The sequence below is a fragment of the Candidatus Methanosphaera massiliense genome (assembly GCF_028890305.1).
In the GTDB taxonomy this organism is placed as follows: domain Archaea; phylum Methanobacteriota; class Methanobacteria; order Methanobacteriales; family Methanobacteriaceae; genus Methanosphaera; species Methanosphaera massiliense.
Genome location: NZ_JARBXM010000001.1, coordinates 53,015 through 73,658, shown reverse-complemented (window position 1 = coordinate 73,658; position 20,644 = coordinate 53,015). Strand labels below are relative to the sequence as shown.

At 29.8% G+C, this 20,644-nt stretch carries 15 protein-coding genes; 7 read left to right on the top strand and 8 right to left on the bottom strand.

Going from position 1 to position 20,644, the window contains the following annotated elements; translation table 11 throughout:
* The first annotated feature begins 160 nt into the window (after positions 1-160).
* Positions 161-1,795 carry a phosphoserine phosphatase SerB gene (gene serB, locus OTK55_RS00380; RefSeq protein WP_274869892.1) on the top strand — a complete coding sequence of 545 codons (1,635 nt, stop codon included), beginning with the start codon at positions 161-163 and terminating at the stop codon, positions 1,793-1,795.
* A gap of 247 nt (positions 1,796-2,042) precedes the next feature.
* On the opposite strand, the gene OTK55_RS00375 is transcribed toward serB, so the two are convergent.
* The 4 genes from OTK55_RS00375 to OTK55_RS00360 are packed head-to-tail and all read right to left on the bottom strand — an operon-like array spanning position 2,043 to position 8,642.
* A complete protein-coding gene (locus tag OTK55_RS00375; protein ID WP_274869891.1) occupies positions 2,043-4,754 on the bottom strand; it encodes an AAA family ATPase in 2,712 nt (903 codons plus the stop codon).
* Positions 4,755-4,763: 9 nt separating this feature from the next.
* Positions 4,764-5,936, bottom strand: coding sequence for a metallophosphoesterase family protein (locus OTK55_RS00370; RefSeq protein ID WP_274869890.1), 1,173 nt, complete (start codon positions 5,934-5,936; stop codon positions 4,764-4,766).
* A gap of 2 nt (positions 5,937-5,938) precedes the next feature.
* The gene (locus tag OTK55_RS00365) at positions 5,939-7,453 is read right to left on the bottom strand and encodes a helicase HerA domain-containing protein (protein ID WP_274869889.1); all 1,515 of its coding nucleotides are present in this window, start codon (positions 7,451-7,453) and stop codon (positions 5,939-5,941) included.
* Between the two features lie 25 nt (positions 7,454-7,478).
* Entirely contained in the window at positions 7,479-8,642 is a 1,164-nt protein-coding gene (locus tag OTK55_RS00360; protein WP_274869888.1) for a DNA double-strand break repair nuclease NurA, read from the bottom strand.
* Between the two features lie 254 nt (positions 8,643-8,896).
* Between OTK55_RS00360 and OTK55_RS00355 the strand changes: the two genes are divergently transcribed.
* The 4 genes from OTK55_RS00355 to fen all read left to right on the top strand — a co-directional run bounded on the left by OTK55_RS00355 (position 8,897) and on the right by fen (position 12,447).
* Positions 8,897-9,367 carry a hypothetical protein gene (locus OTK55_RS00355; protein WP_274869887.1) on the top strand — a complete coding sequence of 157 codons (471 nt, stop codon included), beginning with the start codon at positions 8,897-8,899 and terminating at the stop codon, positions 9,365-9,367.
* Between the two features lie 82 nt (positions 9,368-9,449).
* Positions 9,450-10,424, top strand: a complete 975-nt coding sequence (galE, locus tag OTK55_RS00350) for a UDP-glucose 4-epimerase GalE (RefSeq protein WP_274869886.1) — start codon at positions 9,450-9,452, stop codon at positions 10,422-10,424.
* 5 nt (positions 10,425-10,429) lie between these two features.
* Positions 10,430-11,440 (top strand): glycosyltransferase family 2 protein, encoded by a 1,011-nt coding sequence (locus tag OTK55_RS00345; RefSeq protein ID WP_274869885.1) that lies wholly within the window; start codon positions 10,430-10,432, stop codon positions 11,438-11,440.
* A gap of 20 nt (positions 11,441-11,460) precedes the next feature.
* Entirely contained in the window at positions 11,461-12,447 is a 987-nt protein-coding gene (gene fen, locus OTK55_RS00340; protein WP_274869883.1) for a flap endonuclease-1, read from the top strand.
* Between the two features lie 121 nt (positions 12,448-12,568).
* On the opposite strand, the gene OTK55_RS00335 is transcribed toward fen, so the two are convergent.
* The 4 genes from OTK55_RS00335 to OTK55_RS00320 all read right to left on the bottom strand — a co-directional run bounded on the left by OTK55_RS00335 (position 12,569) and on the right by OTK55_RS00320 (position 18,266).
* Complete coding sequence (locus OTK55_RS00335) at positions 12,569-13,822, bottom strand: adenosylhomocysteinase (protein ID WP_274869882.1); 1,254 nt, start codon at positions 13,820-13,822, stop codon at positions 12,569-12,571.
* Positions 13,823-14,023: 201 nt separating this feature from the next.
* On the bottom strand, positions 14,024-16,216 hold the full coding sequence (locus tag OTK55_RS00330; protein WP_274871722.1) for a CDC48 family AAA ATPase: 2,193 nt from the start codon (positions 16,214-16,216) through the stop codon (positions 14,024-14,026).
* 356 nt (positions 16,217-16,572) lie between these two features.
* Entirely contained in the window at positions 16,573-17,904 is a 1,332-nt protein-coding gene (locus tag OTK55_RS00325) for a prephenate dehydrogenase (protein WP_274869881.1), read from the bottom strand.
* A gap of 53 nt (positions 17,905-17,957) precedes the next feature.
* The gene (locus OTK55_RS00320; RefSeq protein WP_274869880.1) at positions 17,958-18,266 is read right to left on the bottom strand and encodes a hypothetical protein; all 309 of its coding nucleotides are present in this window, start codon (positions 18,264-18,266) and stop codon (positions 17,958-17,960) included.
* A 170-nt stretch (positions 18,267-18,436) separates the two neighbouring features.
* On the opposite strand from OTK55_RS00320, the gene OTK55_RS00315 reads away from it, so the two are divergent.
* Together OTK55_RS00315 and OTK55_RS00310 are read left to right on the top strand one after the other, a co-directional pair.
* On the top strand, positions 18,437-19,492 hold the full coding sequence (locus OTK55_RS00315) for an mRNA surveillance protein pelota (RefSeq protein ID WP_274869879.1): 1,056 nt from the start codon (positions 18,437-18,439) through the stop codon (positions 19,490-19,492).
* 97 nt (positions 19,493-19,589) lie between these two features.
* Positions 19,590-20,564, top strand: coding sequence for a cell wall biosynthesis protein (locus OTK55_RS00310; RefSeq protein WP_274869878.1), 975 nt, complete (start codon positions 19,590-19,592; stop codon positions 20,562-20,564).
* The last annotated feature ends 80 nt before the right edge of the window (positions 20,565-20,644 follow it).

Genomic DNA, 20,644 nt, shown 5'->3' with positions numbered 1-20,644 from the left:
GAGGCTGATAAAAAAAGGGAAAAATAAAATTATTAGAATAAATATAAATAACTATGAATATAATTTTAAATTAAATTCTAAGAAAAATAAGGATATTAATAATTTTATGCCCTTTAATGTAATCATTCTTATTTAATTTATATTAAAAATCGGTGATTTTTTGATTAAATTGGTAGTATTTGATCTAGATAATGTCTTAATAGATACAGAGACAATAGATGAAATAGCAAAACTAAAAGGTATTGAAGACGAAATAAGTGACATAACACTACAAGCAATGCAAGGAAAAATTCCTTTTGAAACATCCATAAGGGAAAGAGTAAAAAAACTAAAAGGTATAAGCATTGATGAGATTGATGAGGTAATGGAAAAAGTACCCCTAAACAAAGGTGCTGTAGAAACTGCAACAGAACTAAAAAAACAGGGATATAAAATAGCAATTATCACAGGAAGCTTTGATGTAATAGCTCTAAAAATAAAAGAAAAAATCAATGCTGATTATGCATTTTATAATACACTCGGAGTCGAGGATGGAAAACTTAATGGAGAAGTTTCAGGACCACTAATAACACAAAATAAAATTGATGTTTTAAGACAACTAGTAGACGATTTAAACATCACACTAGATGAATGTGTAGCCATAGGTGATGGTGCAAACGATCTTGAAATGATAAAAAATGTGAAGGTGGGAATAGCCTTCAATGCAAAACCAATCTTAAAAGAAAACGCTGATTATTTAATTAACGAAAAAGACCTAAGGAAGGTACTGGATATAATGGCAGATGAAGAAAAAATTACTAAAGAAGAAGTAGTAGAGGAAACAACAGAACAACCAGAAGAGCTTACTACTGAAGAAAACAAAACAACAGAAGAAAACAAGGAAGAAGTAGAAGAATCAGACGAAGTTAATGAAACAGAATCTGATGAAACAGAAGAGGCAGCTGAAGAAAAAGAAACAATCGACTACTCAAAACTAAACTTCCAACAATTATTACAATGTAAAAGAACACTAGAATCAGAACTCACTGAACTCAAAAACACAAGAGATCACATGAATGAACAAACAAAAGAATACAGAAAAGAAAGAGATGAACTAAACCAAGAACTCAAAGACACTCTAAAAATAGCATTAGATAAAAGAAATACCAGAGACGAAATAAACAAACAAGTACATGAAAACAAAGTTCTAAGAAACCAATGCAATGAAGAGCTCAAAAAAATAGGATGGAATTCAAGCAAAAAAGAAAAAGCAAACATCCAAGCAGAAATAAACAAAATTGATAAAACAATACAAACAAAAGTATTAGATATCAGAAAAGAAAACGAACTCGTAAAAAGAGTATCTGACCTAACAAAAGAACTCAAACAAATCCAAAGTGATGAAGAAGACGAGAAAACTGCAGCTGACTTAAAAGAAAAATCAGAACATTACCACCAACAAGTAGTAGAATTATCTGATAAAGCACAAGCAGTTCACGAAGAAATGATTGAATACTTTAACAAAATTGATGGAATTAGAGAGAAAGCTGATGGTAAACACCAAGACTTCATAAACTCAAGAAATGCAGCAACAGCTAAACACGAAGAAGTAAAAGCAAAACTCAATGAAATCAGAAAAGTAAACAAATACATGGATCAAGCAAAATCCAAATCCAGAGGAAGAAAATCTGAGGATAAATCAGAGAACAATCTAAGAGAAAAAGAAGAAGCAGAAGAAATATTCCAAAAATTCAAAGACGGTAAAAAATTAACCACTGATGAATTCTTATTACTTCAAAAATACAATATAATGTAAATTGTTTCTCTTAATCTCCTTTTTTAGTAGATTAAAGTATAAGATATTAGTGTAATATGTAAAGGGGTTACCATTGAATAAGGGATTCATTGGTGTAATATTATACTAATTAATTAATTTTTTTTATGAATAACATAATAACCCTAAATAAAAATTTTTTTTAAGGTTTATTTTAAAAATCAACTAATTTTATAAAACCACTTTAAATAATCAAAAAAAAGATAAAAAAATAGTAAATAATATATTTTTAATTTATTTCACAATTAGATATTCCATCTATTTTGCTAATTTTGATAATGTTATTAGATAATGCTTCCATTTCATCATCATGAGTAACAACTAGCATTTGGGGTACAATGTTAATACTACGGATAATTTCAATTAAATCGCTTCTTCTTTCAGCATCAAGATGTATTGTAGGTTCGTCAAGTATTAATAGTTCTGTTTTATTTTGTGATATGACCTTTGCAATACCTAATCTTAAGGCTAATGCCATTACGATTTTTTCTCCACCACTAAGCATATTTAAGTCTAATATTTCATTTTTAGTTTTCACGGTCATATTATAATCTTCATCCAAGTTTATTTCAGAGTAGTTAAATCCAAATTCTGCGAAGATGTCCATGGTATTCTTTTCAATTTGAGGTCTTACAGCACTTCTTAAATCTCTTTGAACTCCATCTTTACTGTATGTGTCCCGTATTTCATTTAATAGTTTTATATAATCTGTAAGATATTCTTGTTCTTTTTTTATTTTATCTAATTCTTCTAGTTCTTCAGAGTATTTTTTTTCTTGTTCTTGGTCTTTTGTTAATGATGTTGATTCCTGTATTATTATTTGAGTATATTCTTTGATATTTTCATCACATGATCTATATTTGTTATTTATTAAATCATATTTTTCTTGACTGAATGATAAATCTGATAATTCCTGTTTAATATTATTAAGGTTATAGTTTTCATTATTAATTTGCTTGGTGATTTCTTCTTTTTGTTTAATCTTATTGTCTTTGTCCTGAACTTTACCCCTTAATTGATTACACATGTTTTCTTGTTTTTCTAAATATTGGATTCTTCTATTTAAATCATCACCTGCATGTACCATTGTCATGATTTGGCGTGATTTATTTATTAAATTTTTATGTTGACTCTCAATTTCTTCTTGTTTTCTTGTTTCTTCATCTAAAGATGGTAATTTGTTAACTAGATTAAGTGCAAATTGATGTTTTTCATAATCTTCTTTTAAAGAGTTAATTTGTGATTTAGTTTCTTCCAATTCCCTATTTTTTATTGTTAATTCATTTTTTATTTTTTCAATGAATGGTATCTGTGTTTTTAATTCTTTTATCTCTTTATCTATCTTTTTGAAGTTTTCGTATTGGTCTTTTAATAAGGGAATGTTGATTTTATCTAATTGTTTTTCATATTCTTTTAATTCTAATAATTTCTCTTCCTGATTTTTATTTGCTTCTTCCAGTTCTTCAATTCTTAGTTCATATGATACTATGTCATCATTATATTTTTGTGATAGTTCCATGTGTTTTTCATGAGGTATATCTGACTGACAGATAGGACATTTATCCTCTGTTTTTTCTAGTTCTTCAAGTGATTTTCTCGTATTTCTAAGGGATGTTTGGAATGAACTTAATTGTTCCTTATTTTTAGTAATGCTTCTGTCGATGATATCTATTGAATTATCTGTTTTTGTTTTTTCATTTCTAGTTTTTTCTTGTATTTCCTCAGGATCAGTTGAACGTTCATTAAATAAGGAATATGCATAATTTGATGTATTGCCTATTTCATTCGTTAATCTTGCTTTCTCTTCCTCTTTACTTTCTATTTTACTTGTTATAGTAGTGTTTTCATTATCTTTGTTTCTTAATTCTTCTAATTGGTTAGTGATTGTTTCTTTTTCTTCTTCTAATTGGTGGTATTTGTTGTAATCTTCTTGGGTGTTCTGGATTGTCTGTTGATTTTCTTTTATTTTTGTTATATTTTGTCTGATTTGTTCTAAATCTTTTTCATAGGAAACTATGTCTTGTTTTAGATCTTTTAACTCTTTTAATTGAGGTAATGGTTTTATTTCTTTTTCCAATTTTTGTATTTCTTTTTCGGATTCTATTATATTTTCTAAATCTTGTTCATAATTATCTTTAATTCGATTTAATTGAGTGATTGAATTAGTTTTTTCAGTTAGATTGTTGTTTAATTTTTCGTATTTATTTTTAGTATCTTCTATTTCTTTAACTTGAATTTCAAGTTCCTCTAATTTTTTTCCTAGTATTTCTTTTTGATTTTTATTTTTTGCAATTTGTGCTTGGTTTTCTTTGATATTTAGTGCTAATTCTTCCCTATATTTTGTTATTTCATCATATCTTGATAATTTCCCTTCGTTAATGTTTTTTTGTTCCTCATATATGCTTATTATTTTTTTTATTTCATCCCATGCTTTTTCTAGTGCATCAATGTTTAATAGTTTGGTGATAAATTCTTTTCTTTCAGATGCTGTTTTTTCTATTAAATCTGTTATTTCACCTTGTCTTATGTATATTGCATTTAAGAATGATTTAGAATCCATTTCTAGAATGTTTTCTATGTCTTTTGTTACGTTACGATCTCCCTTACATTTCAATACGAATTTATTATTTTCTTCGTATCTGAGTTCAGCAATAGATGAGCTTTTTCTTTTTCCTCGTTTAATTTGGTAGTTTATACCATTGTGTCTAAATTCTATAGTAACTAGCATTTTGTCTATTACGTCATTATCATCTTGAGGTTTACGTATTAAATCATCTATTTTACTATTTGTATCTTTGAATAATGTGTAGCTAATAGCTTCGAGAATACTTGATTTTCCTGCACCATTTTCTCCGAGTATTAATGAAATTCCTTGATTAAAATCTATTTCAGTATTTTTGTGGGATCTGAAGTTTTCTAATCGTATATTGTTTATTATCATAATATTCTCCTAATTGTTATTTTCATGATAGTTTTTTTCATAGTATTCTTCTGCAATATCCTGTGCTTTTTCAATATTTTGTGTTGATAAGTTTTTATATAGTTCAAGTCCTAATGTTGATATTGCTTCATTGTTAAATTCTTCTGTTAATCTATCTTTTATAGCATTTTCTGGTGTTAATAAATTATCTTCAATATTTTCATTTAATTTAACACTATTTTCCAGGGATTCATAGCTAATTCTTATTGTTAATGTTATATCCTCTAATGCAGCGTATATTTTATCCACTACGTCTGACCTATCAAAGTTTCCATGATAGATTTTAAGGTCTACCACAGGTTTTTTTGTTGTTTTTTCTAATATGGTTGTTATTTCTTTTTGTATACTTTCTAGCTCTTCATCTAGCTTAGGATATTGAATATTTCTCACGATAAATTTTCGTTCCAGTTCCATGTTGATAAATTCATGTTTCATTGTGTCATCAATTGTTATTAATGTATAACCCTTACCTTTTTTATGATAATTATCTAGTTCATCTTTGGTTCGTATTTCTGTTGACCCCGGATATACTAGTGTTCCTTCTTTGAATTTATCATCTATTCTCTTGTGTAGATGACCCATAGCGTAGTAATCATATCCTTCGGGTATAGTATCTAATTCGAATTCTGGTTCAAAATCGAAGTATTTACGTACTGATCCATGTAGCATAAGTATCTTCCAGGGATAATTTCTTGATTTCTCGGTTATTTCTTTTAGTAGTTCTTTCACAGCGTTTTCATTATTTTTAGAAATATATGGTAATCCTCCAAGAAAGATGTTATTGTCTAGTATGTAGTTATTTGCTTTGCTTGTTAATATATGAAAATTTTCATTTTTATATAATTCTTGGGGGAGGGATGTTTTACGTCTTTGCATGATGTCATGGTTTCCTGCTATTACATATACTTGTATGTTATGTGCTCTTAATTTTTCAAATCCTTCCTGTGCTACAAGTAATGCTTTTATAGGTGGTTTTGGTGTTTCGAATAGGTCACCTGCATGAATTACGTAGTCTACATCTTTTTCTATAATATCATCTATTATTTTATTGAATGCATCATAGAAATCTTCCTCTCTTTCTAGTAGGCCATATTGTCTGTAGCCTAGATGTGTATCTGCTAAATGTGCAATTTTTGTTGTCATGTTTATATTCCTAATTCGTCTATGTCATTTATTCCTTTTTTAATACTTTCTTCTCTTTCTCTTTTACTTTTCATCCAAAGATCTGTAATATTTAGGTCGTTACCGACAGTTTTACCTTTGAATTCATCTACTTTAACCATGGTTGGTAGTTTGGTCATTTGTCCTAGTACTACTGCTTCTCCAATATTTAGTGCTGGCAGTTGGTTTAGGAGGTCTTCGCTTAGGCTTTCACTGCTTTCTTGTACGTGTCTTTGGTCACCTGGTTCTATGAGTCTTAGGATTATCATATTGTTGACTTGTGATAATATTTCACTGTCTAGTGATTTAGGACTTTGGCTTACTAAACACAATCCTACTCCGAATTTACGTCCTTCTCTTGCTATTTTTCCAATAACTGATTTGGATCTGGTGCCTCTCCTTGATGATGCTAGCATGTGTGCTTCTTCTATTATACAGAATACGGGGAAATCTAGTGTTTCTGCGTTAGGATTATTTATTGCATTTTTTCTTCTGTATAGTATTTTGCTTAGCACGTGTTTTACTATTATGTCTGTAGCTCTTTCATCAATGGAACCTAATCTTATGATGTTAGCTTTTCCGGGTTCTAATATGCTTACAATATCTGCTACATCTGTTGAATTTAGTATTTTTTTGTATTTTCGTTTAAGGTCATTTAATTTGTACAGTACTTGTTTAACAGTGTTTTTTTCACTTTGAGTACCTTCATTTTCAAGTTCTAATTCTATACTATTTAACTTACTTTCCATAGTTTCAATGAAATTAGTTGATTCTCCCTCAGTTGTTAAATCATCAGCATATTCATATGCATCTCTTAGATAACGTTCTTGATTTACTGCATTATCGTTTATAACTGCTAGTTCTTTGAATTCATTGAAGTCAAGGTCTCTTGGATTTAATTGTGGTGCTATTTCTTTTATTTCTCCATTAGGGAATTTTGCATTTCCATATTCAGAGTGCATATCAAATACAACCATTGTACCACCTATTGCTAGTAATTGGTCTATGATTATGGATGTTGTATTTGATTTTCCTGAACCAGTCATAGCAAGTATTGCAAGATGACGTGATACCATTTTATTAACATCTAACATTACAGGGACTTCTGGTTCTGTTAATATGGAACCTATTCTTATACCATTTGATCTTCCAAATACCTCTTTTAGTAGTTCAACATCTGCTTTTATTACTTCTGTACCTGGTGGTGCCGGTGTTTTAGGAATCTGTAATTTATCTTTGTCACCAAGTATTGTTACTGAACCTCTAACGTAGTGGTCAATGTTTCCTTCTATTTTTAATATTTTTTCTATTGTCTCAGGATTTAATATATCATTACTCAGAGTTGTACTTCCCCTAAATAATGAGTCAATCATTCCCAGTACTATTTGATTGTTATATTTTAGGTATACATATTCGCCTACTGTTGGTGTTTTCTTAGATACAAAGTCTACCTTCATTGGACTTGTTTCGCCTAAGCATCTTCCTATTGTTTCTACCATATTATCACTTTTTTATATTAATATATTATTTTAGCATGTCTCGTCCTGTTTTTTCAAATACTTCTAGTTTATTTATGATATTGTTCATGTCAGTATTTTTAATTATTACTTCATCATGTGCCTTTTTAAGAATGTAGGGATATCCATTTATACATGTACTGTGTAAATCATTCAATATTTCTTCTATTTTCTCTGTATCATTCTTATCTATTTTATTAGGTATTTCTATTTTTAAAACATTTGCTCGTTTATCTAAACGTGTGAAGAATATTGTAAATGTATTGTCACTTAGTTCAGGATATATTGGATAGTTTGTTCTTCGTATAATTTCATTTTCTGAATCATATCGTACTAGTCTGTTGTCTTCTTTATGATCTAAATAAGTGTATCCCGGATTTTCACATGTGTATTCAAGTACTGCTGCATCAGGTATGTTTTCATTAAAAAAGTCCTTTGTACTGCTTGTTTTAGAGATACATATTATTTTTTCTTTGTAATGTTCTAAAAGATAGTTTATACATGTTAATTGTTCTAGTCCTTCAAAGTATCGTAGTACTTCAGAGCGTATTTCATTTATATCTATTTCAGGATTATTCTTTTCTAATGATAGCCGTACTTCATATAATATTTCCTCTGTTAATGTATTTGTCGTTACTTCTATTGGAAAACTACCTTTTTCTAATATTGGCACGATTTCTTTAATTTTTGAGTTGAGATATCTTGTTACAAGAGAGGGTAACTCAAAGTTAGTGGAGTAATTCATTAGTGTTCCACGTATAGATCCATCCATTAACATATAATCTATTTCAGGATATTTCTGTAGGGTGTCTATTGTACTTTTTAGCTCGAGAATGTTCATGTGCTGGGATAGGATGCTATCTATTGTTCTGCTTCTGATTGTGGAAACCATGTCGATATCTCCTGATGGCGATTCTTTCTTTATTCCTTCATCAGGTATTGAGATTATGGTTTGACTTTCTATAGCATATATGAAGCATGCCATGAATTTTGTTTTATTAAAACTTCCGTCTATAGCGGCAAATATTTTATCCTGATTTTCTTTGGTAAATTCCTGTTCGTGGTATGATTTTTTTACTTTTTCTATGTCAATATTATCTTGAATATTATCAAAGTATTTCTTGATTGATTTCTTTTTTTGTATTGTTTTCTCATATAATGGCTCTAACATGTTTCTATTACCCCCTATTCCTTTTTATATTTATAATTTATCATGATTCTATTTCTCATTTTTTTAAGATATATATTTAATTATTTTATTTCGTATTTTGTTTATTTTATTGATTTATATTTTTTATTATAGTAAAGAGGGAGACTAGTTTATTTTATTGAAGATTATTTTTTTTCTTTTTTGAATAAAATTATTAATTATAAATTAGATAACTAATAAGTAATTACTATTTATAATATAGTTAGGTGTATTAATTGCAAATTATTACTAAACAAGAGAATCGTATATTGATGTTTATTAAAAATAATCTTGATAAATATCCTGAAAGCCTTTCATATGATACTATTAGGGATGTTTTAGATTTATCTGAAACCAAAGTTGTTGATTTATTAAATTCACTTCAAAAGAAGAATTTTATATTTGTTGACCAGGATACTAAGATGGTCACATATAATGACCTTGACGTTGAAGTTAAAATTGTTGAAGATAAATCTGCTTTGAAGACTTATATGCTGAATAAAACTGAAGAGGAAGCTTATGTTATTATTCAGGATGTCATTTCTCAATATGATGGATATGCACCTAGATATATTTTAGAGGGAGCATTGCTGTATGGTGAATTAGGATTGTCAACTAAGAGAACATATAATATTACAGTAGCTCTGGAAAATAAACAATTATTAAAACGTGTGAAAAGAGCTGATGGTGAGTATTACACTATTTAAGCTTAATTTATGCGTAGAATATTCTTTATAATTTTTTTATAATATTTATTTGATTAATTAAAATTTTTTTCTTGGTGATATTTTGATATTAATTGTTGGTGGAGCCGGTTACATAGGTTCACATGTAAATAAAGCTTTAAACGAAGAAGGATATGAGACAGTAATCTTAGATAACCTAAGTTATGGACATGAAGAATCAATTAAATGGGGTACATTTTGTAATTGTGATTTAAATAATATTGATGATGTAGATGAGGTATTTAATAAATATGATATTACAGCTGTAATGCATTTCTCATCATTTATAGATGTGGGGGAATCAGTGAGAAATCCCGAGAAATACTATCATAACAATGTATTAAACACAATGAACTTAATACATGTCATGTTAAAACATGATGTTAAGAAATTTATCTTCTCATCAACATGTGCTACTTACGGAGTACCACAAAAAATACCACTAGTGGAAGACCATCCACAAAATCCAATAAATCCATATGGATGGACAAAACTAATGGTAGAAAGAATATTAAAAGATTATGATAAAGCATATGGATTAAAATCAGTAATATTAAGATACTTCAATGCATCTGGAGCAGATAAATCTGGTGAAATAGGAGAATGGCATAATCCAGAAACACATTTAATACCATTAATACTGGATGCAGCGATGGGAAAAAGAGAAGATATAAAAATCTTTGGAACAGATTATGATACACCTGATGGAACATGTATAAGAGATTACATACATGTAACTGACCTGGCAGATGCTCATATACTATCACTAAAATACTTAGAACAAAACAACAAAAGCAACCAATTTAACCTAGGAAACGGCCAGGGATTCTCAGTAAGAGAAGTAATAGAATCAGTAAAAAGAGTAACAGGAAAAGATTTCAAAGTAACTGCATCAGAAAGAAGAGAAGGGGATCCTGCAATATTAATAGGAAGCTCAAAAAAGGCAAAAGAAGTATTAGGATGGAATCCTCAATACACGGACATAGATCAAATAGTAGAAACAGCATGGAATTGGCATCAAAAACTAAATAAGGAATAAAGAAAATGGAAAACACTGTATGTACAGTAGTAGTAACATATAATAGAAAGGATTTGCTCATAAAATGCATAGAATCACTAGTAAATCAAACACTAAAACCACAGGCAATATACATAGTAGATAATAATTCAACAGATAACACTCCTGAACTATTAATAAAACATAACTATCTAAAAACAACACCGCAACTAGAAAATAATATATGGACATCATCAACGGAATATGAACAAATAACCATCAAATACATTCATCTACCTGAAAATATTGGGGGAGCAGGAGGATTCTACTACGGAGTAAAACAAGCATATGAGGATAATTATGACTGGGTATGGATAATGGATGATGATGCATTTCCAACACCAGCATGCCTAGAAAATTTAGAACCTTACTATGACTTAGAGGATACTGTTGCATTAGCAAGCTTAAAAGTAGATTTGAATAATAATATCCTATATCATCACAGAGGATATTTTAATTTCAATCAGGGACTGCCTATACAGGAACATATAACTTCAGAGGATACAAAAGTACCGGTAAAAGACATAGACATGGCATCATTTGTAGGATTATTAGTTAAGAAAGATGCAATAAAAAAAATAGGTTATCCCAAAAAAGAATTCTTCATACATACAGATGACCTAGAATACTGTATTCGGTTAAGAACAACTGGAAAGATTAAACTAATAAATAAAAGCATAATTAAACATGCAGAAGGAAGTGTGCAAGGAACATACAAAAAAACAGTACTAGGCGTTACAGCAAACCGCAGGCCCTACGATAAATTATGGATAAACTACTATATGCAAAGAAATTTAATATGGATAGGACGAAAATATTCAACAAATAAACTATCACTATATACAACAATAATAAAAAACTATATAATGACCCTAATAGGAATCATTGTTTTTGATGACCATAAATACAGAAGAATAAAATTCTTTACAAATGCATATTATGATGGTTTAACATCTAAATTTGACAATAAAAAACCAAAACAAATATTATATGATTAAAGATAATATGGGATGAAAGTATGGGAGTAAAATTTAAAGATATCACAGATCCAGAACCAATAGAAATGAACGACCTCAAAGGAAAAATATTAACAGTTGATGCATCAAATGTAATTTATAAATTTTTATCAGGTATGAGACAAGGAGATGGAACACCACTAAAAGATATGAATGGAAATATAACATCACACCTAAATGGAATAATGTTCCAAACATCCTCATTAATAGAAAAAGAAATAAAACCAGTATACGTTTTTGATGGAAAAGCACCGGAACTCAAAAAGAAAACACAGGAAAAAAGAATCAGTATCAAAAAAGAATCAAAACAGAAATACCTAGAAGCAAAACAATCAGGCGATAATGAAAAAGCAAGAAAATATGCTGCAAGAACTGCAGAACTAAACCATGAAATAATAGAATCATCAAAGAAATTACTAAAATTAATGGGAGTACCATACGTACAATCAAAAACAGAAGGAGAAGCACAAGCATCATACATGGTGTCAAAAGGGGATGCATGGGCAGTAGTATCACAAGATTATGATTGTCTACAATTTGGAGCAACAAGAATGTTAAAAAACTTCAAATTATCAAGAAGTCAATCTAAGAATCTGGAAATAATATCATTAGAAAAAACATTAAAAGACTTAGATTTAACAAGAGAACAACTAGTCGACGTAGCAATGTTAGTAGGAACAGACTTCAACAAGGGAGTATATGGAATAGGAGCAAAAAAAGGAATCAAACTAATTCATAAATATGGAACATTAGAAAAATCATTAGAAGCATTAGATGAAACAATGGAAGTAGACCCTAATGAAATACGTGAAATATTCTTAAACCCTGATGTAGTAACAGATTATGATCTAAAGTTCAGAAGACCTAAAAAAGAAAAATTACTGGATTATCTATGTGGGGAACATGATTTTGATGAACATAGAACAAACAATGCAATACAAAAACTACAACTAAAAACAGCACAAACAAGCTTAGAAAGTTGGTTCTAGAAAGGATATATTTTCTAACTAAACTACTTTTTTTCATTATAATTATTTGTATTAATTTAAAAAATAGGATTTAAAAAAAAAGATTTTTTGGGAGATTAAGTGTTCTATATATTAGGTAGATTTATGTTCCTACATCCCAACTGTTCATGTAAACTTTCTGATCATCACTTAGTTGGTCTATTTCAACACCCATAGTTTTAAGTTTAAGTTTAGCAATTTCTATATCAGTTTCATCTCTAGTTTTGTATACTCCAGGTTCCATGTCTTCATTAAGTAATCTTTTTGCTGATAATGCTTGCATTGCAAAACTTAAATCCATAATTTCAGCAGGATGTCCTTGTCCATATTGTCCTGCTAGGTTTACAAGTCTTCCACCAGCTAATAAATAAATACTACGTCCGTCAGGCATTTCATAACTTTCAATATCTGGTTTTAAGGATTCATGACTAACAGCTTGTGCTAATAAATCATTTTCATTAATTTCTACATTGAAGTGTCCAGAGTTTGCTAACATACATCCATCTTTAACATGTTTAAAGTCATCTCCAGAGATAATATCTTTGTTACCTGTTGCTGTTATTGCAATATCTGCTTCTTCTAATGCTTTTTGTACAGTCATTACTCGGTAACCATCCATTTTTGCTTCTAGTGCTCTTATTGGATCTACTTCTGTTACAATGACATTTGCTCCAAGACCATCTGCTCTCATAGCAATACCTCTTCCACACCATCCGTACCCACAGACTACTACAGTTTGTCCTGCGATTACAGAGTTTGTTGAACCCATTATTGAGTCAAAAGTGGATTGTCCAGTACCATATCTGTTATCAAATAGATATTTCATGTATGAATCATTTACAGCCATTACTGGTATTTTAAGTGCTTTGTCTTTGTGCATTGCTTTTAATCTATGAATACCTGTTGTTGTTTCTTCACATCCTCCTCGGAGTTTTTTAAGTAGTTCTGGTCTTTCTTTATGAATCATAAATATTAGATCTGCTCCATCATCAATTACTATGTCTGGTTCGTAGTCTAATACATTGTTAAGTTGTTCATAGTATTCTTCGTTTGTTTCACCAGTCCATCCATACATATTTAATCCTAACTTAGCACCTGCTGCTGTTGCATCGTCCTGTGTGGATAAAGGGTTACATCCTGTCATAACTACTTCTGCTCCACCTGCTTGTAATGTTAGACCTAAGTTTATTGTTTTAGGTTCTAAGTGTAGGCATGAACCAATAGTTATTCCTTCAAATGGTTTTTCTTCTTTGAATTGTTTTTTGATTGTTTCTAGTACAGGCATATGTCTTTGTACCCATTTGATTTTCTTTTCTCCTTCTGGAGCTAAATTAATATCTTTTATATCATATGTCATTAATTTCATCCTCTTTCAACAAATATTTCTTAATAATATATATCTATTTGATTCTTATTATTAGTTTATATTTTATTTATGGTTGAAAAATAGTTGATATTTGTTAAAAAAAATAGAATATTACTTTATTTATAAAAATTAGTTAAATGGAGAAATCAGGAATGTAGATAGGAATTCTACATTCCTATTTTAGTATTATACTTAGTTGTATGATACTAGTTCAGTTTCTTTTTTAGGTTTTACTTTTTTCATTGCTTTTTCGAATTCTGACATGTATACTTCTTCAGATTCGAGGTCTTCTCTTAATGTTAACATTACTGCTTCACGGCATACTGCTTCAATATCTGCTCCTACGAATCCTTCACTTTTTCTTGCTAATTCTTCTATGTCTACATCGTCTGCTAATGGCATGTCTTTAGTGTGTACTTTGAAAATTGCTTCTCTTGATTTTTGATCAGGTAAACCTACTTCTACATGTCTGTCGAATCTTCCAGGTCTAAGTAATGCTGGGTCTAATATATCTGGTCTGTTTGTTGCTGCAATTACTGATATATCATGTAATTCTTCCATTCCATCCATTTCAGTAAGGAGTTGGTTTACTACTCTTTCTGTTACACCACTATCGTTTCCTTGTCCTCTTGTTGATGCAATTGCATCTATTTCATCGAAGAATATTACTGTTGGTGCTGTTTGTTTTGCTTTTCTGAATATTTCTCGTATTCCTTTTTCAGAGTCTCCTACCCATTTAGATAATAGTTCTGGTCCTTTTACTGATATGAAGTTTGCATCACTTTCGTTTGCAACTGCTTTTGCTAGTAAGGTTTTACCAGTTCCTGGAACACCAGTTAGTAGTACTCCTTTTGGTGGAGTAATTCCGAATTTTTTGAATTTTTCAGGATTTTTAAGTGGCCATTCTACTGCTTCTTTTAATTCTTGTTTTGCATCTTCTAGTCCACCTACATCTTCCCATTTTACGTCTGGTATTTGTACTAGCACTTCACGTAGTGCTGATGGTTGTATTTCTTTTAATGCTTCTTTGAAGTCGTCTTTGTGTAGTACCATTTTTTGAAGTATTTCTGGTGGTACTTCTTTATCTGTCTGTATTTCTGGTAGTACTCTTCTTAGTACTCTCATTGCAGCTTCTTTACATAGTGCTTCGAGGTCTGCTCCTACGAATCCATGGGTTACTTCTGTTATTTCATCGAGATTTACATCCTCTGCTAGTGGCATACGTCTTGTGTGTACTTCAAGAATTTCTTTTCTTTCGTCTTTGTCTGGTACACCAATCTCTATTTCTCTGTCGAATCTTCCTGGTCTTCTTAGTGCTTCGTCGATTGCATCAGGTCGATTAGTTGCACCAATTACTACTACTTCTCCTCTGCTTTTAAGTCCATCCATTAATGTTAGTAATTGTGCTACGGTTCTTCTTTCAACGTCACCAGTTACTTCTTCTCTTTTTGGTGCTATTGCATCAAGTTCGTCTATGAATATAATTGATGGGGCATTGTCTTCTGCTTCTTCGAATAGTTCTCGTAGTTGTTCTTCTGATCCACCAACGTATTTACTCATGATTTCTGGTCCGTTGATTAGTATGAAGTGTGCGTTTGTTTCGTTTGCAACAGCTTTAGCAAGGAGTGTTTTTCCTGTACCTGGTGGGCCGTGTAATAGTACTCCTTTTGGAGCAGATATTCCTAATTGTTTAAAGAGTTCTGGTCTTTTTAATGGAATTTCTACCATTTCTCTTATTTTTTTAACTTCATTCTGAAGTCCACCTATATCTTCATAGGATACATCTATTAGGTTTTCTACTCCTTCGAATTTACTTGGATCCACTGGTTTTGTTTCCATTTCTATTTGAGTGTTATCTGTTATTTTTACTGGGCCAAGAGGTTTGGTGTTAATTACTGCTAATTTTATTTCACCGATTGATGCCATGTTAGACATCATTTGGTTGAATAGGTCGTCGAACATCATGCTTGAGGTTCTTGGTTGTTGTTTTCGGATTCCTGTAACTATGATGTCTCCTTTGTTTACGGTTCTGTTTAGGAAGACACTATTTAAATTTCCTTGGATTGCTATTTCCTGGTCTACTGGTGCTAGTTTTACTTTTTTTGCTTCTTTTACTTGTGCTGGTCTGATTGTTACTTCTTCCCCTATTGATGTTCCCGCGTTCTTTCTGAGGTAACTGTCTATTCTTAGTATTCCTAGACTTACATCTGATTGTGATGCTACTACTGTTGCTGTGGTGATTCTGTTTCCTTCGATTTCTATTACATCACCATCGTGTAGTTTTAGCTCATCCATACATTTTGGATCGATTCTAGCTAAAGATTTTCCAATATCTGATTGTGAGAATGCTTCGGCTACTTTTAATTTTAATTCGTCAGCCATAATATCATCTCCTAATATTTATTTTGTATGATTTGATAATTTTAATTATTTTTTTTATTTACTTTTTGTAATTATAAGTCTATATCTTTTAGTATATAAAGGTTATTAAATTATTTATTTTTTAATCATCTTTTAGTTACTTTTTGTAATTATAAATATAATCATAATATTATATAAAGCTTTCGGTTCAGTTATCAAAAATATAAAATAAAAATTGATTACAATAGTTTAAAATAAAAAATAAGATAAATAAATCTGTTATAAATTTAAATAAATTTTAATAACTAGTATTAATTAAATTAAGAACTAATTTTAAAAAGATATATAAGAAGAATGAATAATAAATTGCTATAAATTATTTAGCGTATTGTACCACCGATTCCCTCAAGATACTTTTCAACAACTTTCCTGTCTTCTTTATTAAATGTTGTATATGTAAATGTTATACTAATATATCCATCTTCAATCTGTTCTCCAGTATATACTTCTTTTACTTTAACATCAATTACAGGGTCAATATTTTTAAACATATGTACGAGAATATTTGTATCACATGTTTCAGGTAGTATAACGGAAACATCAAACCTATGTATTTGAAGGTTATTCTTCTTCCAACTATACACTTCTTCACGTGGTAATATATTTACATTAGAAATTTTTAATGTAACATCATTACCTCTTAAATCAGTTATTGTTACTTCATCTGATGTCACAGATTTCACAATACCTACATGTATATTCTTTGAATATTGATGCTCTAATCCTATTTCTTTACCAATAGATGCTTTCAATGTATTTAAATCCTGAGTAAGTAAACTGATTGCTTTATCAGATCTACCTAATGCTTCTTCAAATTCATCAAGATGTTTTGCTGATTCACTCATTTCATATACAAATTCTTCTTCTTTTCCTTCATCAATAAGTTTTGCTAGCCTATTACTTTCTTCAATCAGAGTCTTTCTTGATATTGCAGTTTGTTTGTTTGATTTTTGTATTGAATAGTAGAGGTATGGGTTTTGGGAGACTATACGACTAATCATATCTAACATTAAACTGTATACTGGACTTGCAAATTCCCGTGATTTTTTCACACTTATTCCCAGTTTTCTAATTGTATTAGCTATACTAATATATGAAAAATGAGTTAATCCCTGGACTACACTCATTGTTTTATCATGTTCTTCAGGGGTAGTTATAACAACATTTGCATCATGTTTCTTTAGATATTTAACTATTTTATCATACCAAGAATTACATCTATTTTCTATAGGTGTTAATATAACAACCTGTCCTTCTAATGAGGGTACTCTTGGTCCAAACATGGGGTGACATGGTAATATTTCAGTATTTTTTGGAGCATAGTCCTCCAATGCTTTTGCTGGTTCTGTCTTTACTGATGTGATATCCATTAATAATGCTTTTGCTGGTGCGTGAGGTGCAACTTCTTTAATAGTATCTAACATGTATTCTATAGGTACACTAAATATTATCACATCTGCATTTTTTATGGAATCTATATTGTTATTATTGTAGTTTACTCCCATTCTTTGTGCAATCTTTTCTCCGGAAGATTTGTTACGACTTGTGATTGTCACGTTATAATTGTCTTTTTTTAGTTCTCGAGCAATCCAGTTTCCTAGTCCTCTTGAACCTCCAATTATTGTTATATTTATTTTTTCTTCACAAGTCATAAGTAATCCATCCATTTTTATTATTAGTTGTATTTCTTTTTGTTTTTATTAGTTTATATTTCTATTCTAGTTACACTCTGTCTACTGTAGTACTGAGTTATTGTATCTAGTAATTCGTGTATTTTGGGGTTGTTGATAATTTCCTGGAATGCTTCTAGTTCATTAATATTTTTTAGATATACTCCTCTCTTTTTTATGGGCTGTCCTTTTATTGAAGGATTTAATTCTACAAATATGGTTTGTATATTATTGTGTTCTGGTGTTTTAACTACAAACACGCCTTCTATGCTTGTAGGTATTCTTTCCCAGGGACTTGTTTGTTCGATTGCTTTTACTAATATCTTTTTTTGTTCGCTATTCATGATATTGTTTTTTTCACCTTGTATTTTTTTTGTATTATAATGTTTTATTATTTCCACTATAAAAAAGTATTACTTTTTATATTAATATGTAATACTATGTTTTAATTAAATAATTATGCTAATCAAATATTAATATATAATTATTAAAGTAGAACAACAAGGAAAGAAATATGCAAATAAAAAATCAAGACAAAAAAATAGGATTAATTGAAGTAATACCTGAAACAATTGATGACTTATGGCATCTATCACACATAGTGGAAGAAGGAGACTATGTTTCAACATTAACAACAAGAAGAATACAAGATAAAACTAGTGGAAAAACAAGGGCAGACAGGGGAGTTAAAAAAACATTCTTCCTAGGGATACGGGTAGAAAAAATTAATTTTCATAAATACACTGGAATGTTAAGATTTACAGGAATAATCGAATCAGGCCCAGAGGATTTAGTACCACTAGGTTCACATCATACTATAAATGTACAAATAAATAACAGTATTAAAATACAAAAAACATGGAATAAATGGTCATTGGAACGATTAAATACAGCAGTAAAAGCATCAAAAAGACCCACTGAAATAATCGTAGCAATGGAAGATAATACAACTGATTTAGGAATAATAAAACAATATGGAATTGAATACATAGGCCATATAATGGGAGATATATCAGGTAAACGTCAAATACAAAAAAATCGAAAAGAAAAAATAAACCAATACTATGAGGAAGTAACAAAAACAGTTCAGCAACATGAAAACATTAATAAATTAATAATAATAGGTCCAGGATTTACAAAAAATGATTATTATAATTTCTTAGAAGATAAATATCCTAATTTAGCAAAAAAATCCATACTGGAAAATACAGGTTCAGGGGGACATGCAGGAATACAGGAAGTGCTTAAAAATGGTCTAATTGAATCATTATCTAAAGATGCAAAAGTTGCTACTGAAACAGCCTCTGTAAATAAGCTATTAGAACAGATAGGTAAATCATCAAATACTGTAATATATGGACCAAAACAGGTAGCTGATGCTGCTAATATGGGTGCTATTGAAAAACTATTAGTACTTGATGAATTAGTACGTAATAAAAATACACAGAAAACAATGAATACTGTTGAGTATATGGGTGGAAAGGTAGAAATAATTAGTAGTGAACATGATGCAGGTAAACAACTTCAAGCTCTAGGTTCCATAGCAGCATTTTTAAGATTTCCTATATAATTAATTATGCTAATTATTTTATACTTACGTCAATAAACTATTAATATAAGATATTTTTTTTCAAATATCTGTAAAATCAATAGATTTAGGTGAATATATGGAAATTTATCAAATGTGGATAGCTGCATTTATTCTTTCACTGATTTTAACAATAATATTCACAGTATTATTTACTAAAATCAAAGGAAATCTATTTGAAGACATACGTGGTGGAATACCTAGAGGTGTTGGTATAGCACCATTTATTGTAATGGTGTTATTTTTCCCAGTGCCCTATAATTATCTTATAGCTGTCATAGGTATAACTGCATTTATTGATGATATTATTGGACGCAGGAAATTAGGTCCATATATGGAAATTGGTCAATTCTTTAGGGGAATAGGTATTCTTGTAGTTATGATATACGGTTACTTTGTAATGGGACCTGTAGCAATTCTAGTGGCATTAATGGTACAAATATTTAATATTGCAGATATGCAACCAGGAACTGCTTGTTTAACTGTTGTAATAATGTCAGTGATATCATTTGCAATACTAGCAATTCTACGTTCACCAGCATATTATTTGCCTGTGCTTCTGTTATTTATTTGTTTAGGTTATATTTCACAGGATTATTCAGGATATATTATGATGGGAGAAATAGGAAATCATTCTTTCGGAGTAGCTTTAGGTATATGTCTTGCATTAGTTTCAGCAGCATTAGCTAAAACAGTGACAGCAACTGCTTTCTATCCTGTAGAATTCTTAATAATGATTGTATTATTCTTAATCACAACAATGATTATTGCTAAATTAAGAGAGGAAACGTTACATTATTATTTAGAAAACTATCTACACATAGAAAATCCAACATATGGTGACTATGTGATGGATGTTCTAACAGGTGGAGGATTAGGAGATTTATTTAGAAGATTAATCTTAGAAAACAAGCAATATGCTGTTAACAATACATTAGCAATAAAATTAGGTGGTAGAAGATTAGCCTATAATCCCCACGCAAGAAATTCAAATAAAAAAGAATCATTAGAAAAACATCCACACCTACGAGAAGATGAAGAAGGATTACTATAATCCTAAACAAAACTCTTTTTTTTATTTTTTTTTAAAAATACTCAATATTTATAAATTCTTATTATACTAATCTCATAAAA

What these genes read in the sequence shown, in the direction of transcription:
- OTK55_RS00375 (WP_274869891.1), bottom strand. Translation starts at nt 4,754, where the DNA reads ATGATAATAAACAATATACGATTAGAAAACTTCAGATCCCACAAAAAT.
- OTK55_RS00370 (WP_274869890.1), bottom strand. Translation starts at nt 5,936, where the DNA reads ATGACAACAAAAATTGCACATTTAGCAGATACACATCTAGGCTACAGA.
- OTK55_RS00365 (WP_274869889.1), bottom strand. Translation starts at nt 7,453, where the DNA reads ATGGTAGAAACAATAGGAAGATGCTTAGGCGAAACAAGTCCAATGAAG.
- OTK55_RS00360 (WP_274869888.1), bottom strand. Translation starts at nt 8,642, where the DNA reads ATGTTAGAGCCATTATATGAGAAAACAATACAAAAAAAGAAATCAATC.
- OTK55_RS00345 (WP_274869885.1), top strand. Translation starts at nt 10,430, where the DNA reads ATGGAAAACACTGTATGTACAGTAGTAGTAACATATAATAGAAAGGAT.
- fen (WP_274869883.1), top strand. Translation starts at nt 11,461, where the DNA reads ATGGGAGTAAAATTTAAAGATATCACAGATCCAGAACCAATAGAAATG.
- OTK55_RS00335 (WP_274869882.1), bottom strand. Translation starts at nt 13,822, where the DNA reads ATGACATATGATATAAAAGATATTAATTTAGCTCCAGAAGGAGAAAAG.
- OTK55_RS00325 (WP_274869881.1), bottom strand. Translation starts at nt 17,904, where the DNA reads ATGACTTGTGAAGAAAAAATAAATATAACAATAATTGGAGGTTCAAGA.
- OTK55_RS00320 (WP_274869880.1), bottom strand. Translation starts at nt 18,266, where the DNA reads ATGAATAGCGAACAAAAAAAGATATTAGTAAAAGCAATCGAACAAACA.
- OTK55_RS00315 (WP_274869879.1), top strand. Translation starts at nt 18,437, where the DNA reads ATGCAAATAAAAAATCAAGACAAAAAAATAGGATTAATTGAAGTAATA.
- OTK55_RS00310 (WP_274869878.1), top strand. Translation starts at nt 19,590, where the DNA reads ATGGAAATTTATCAAATGTGGATAGCTGCATTTATTCTTTCACTGATT.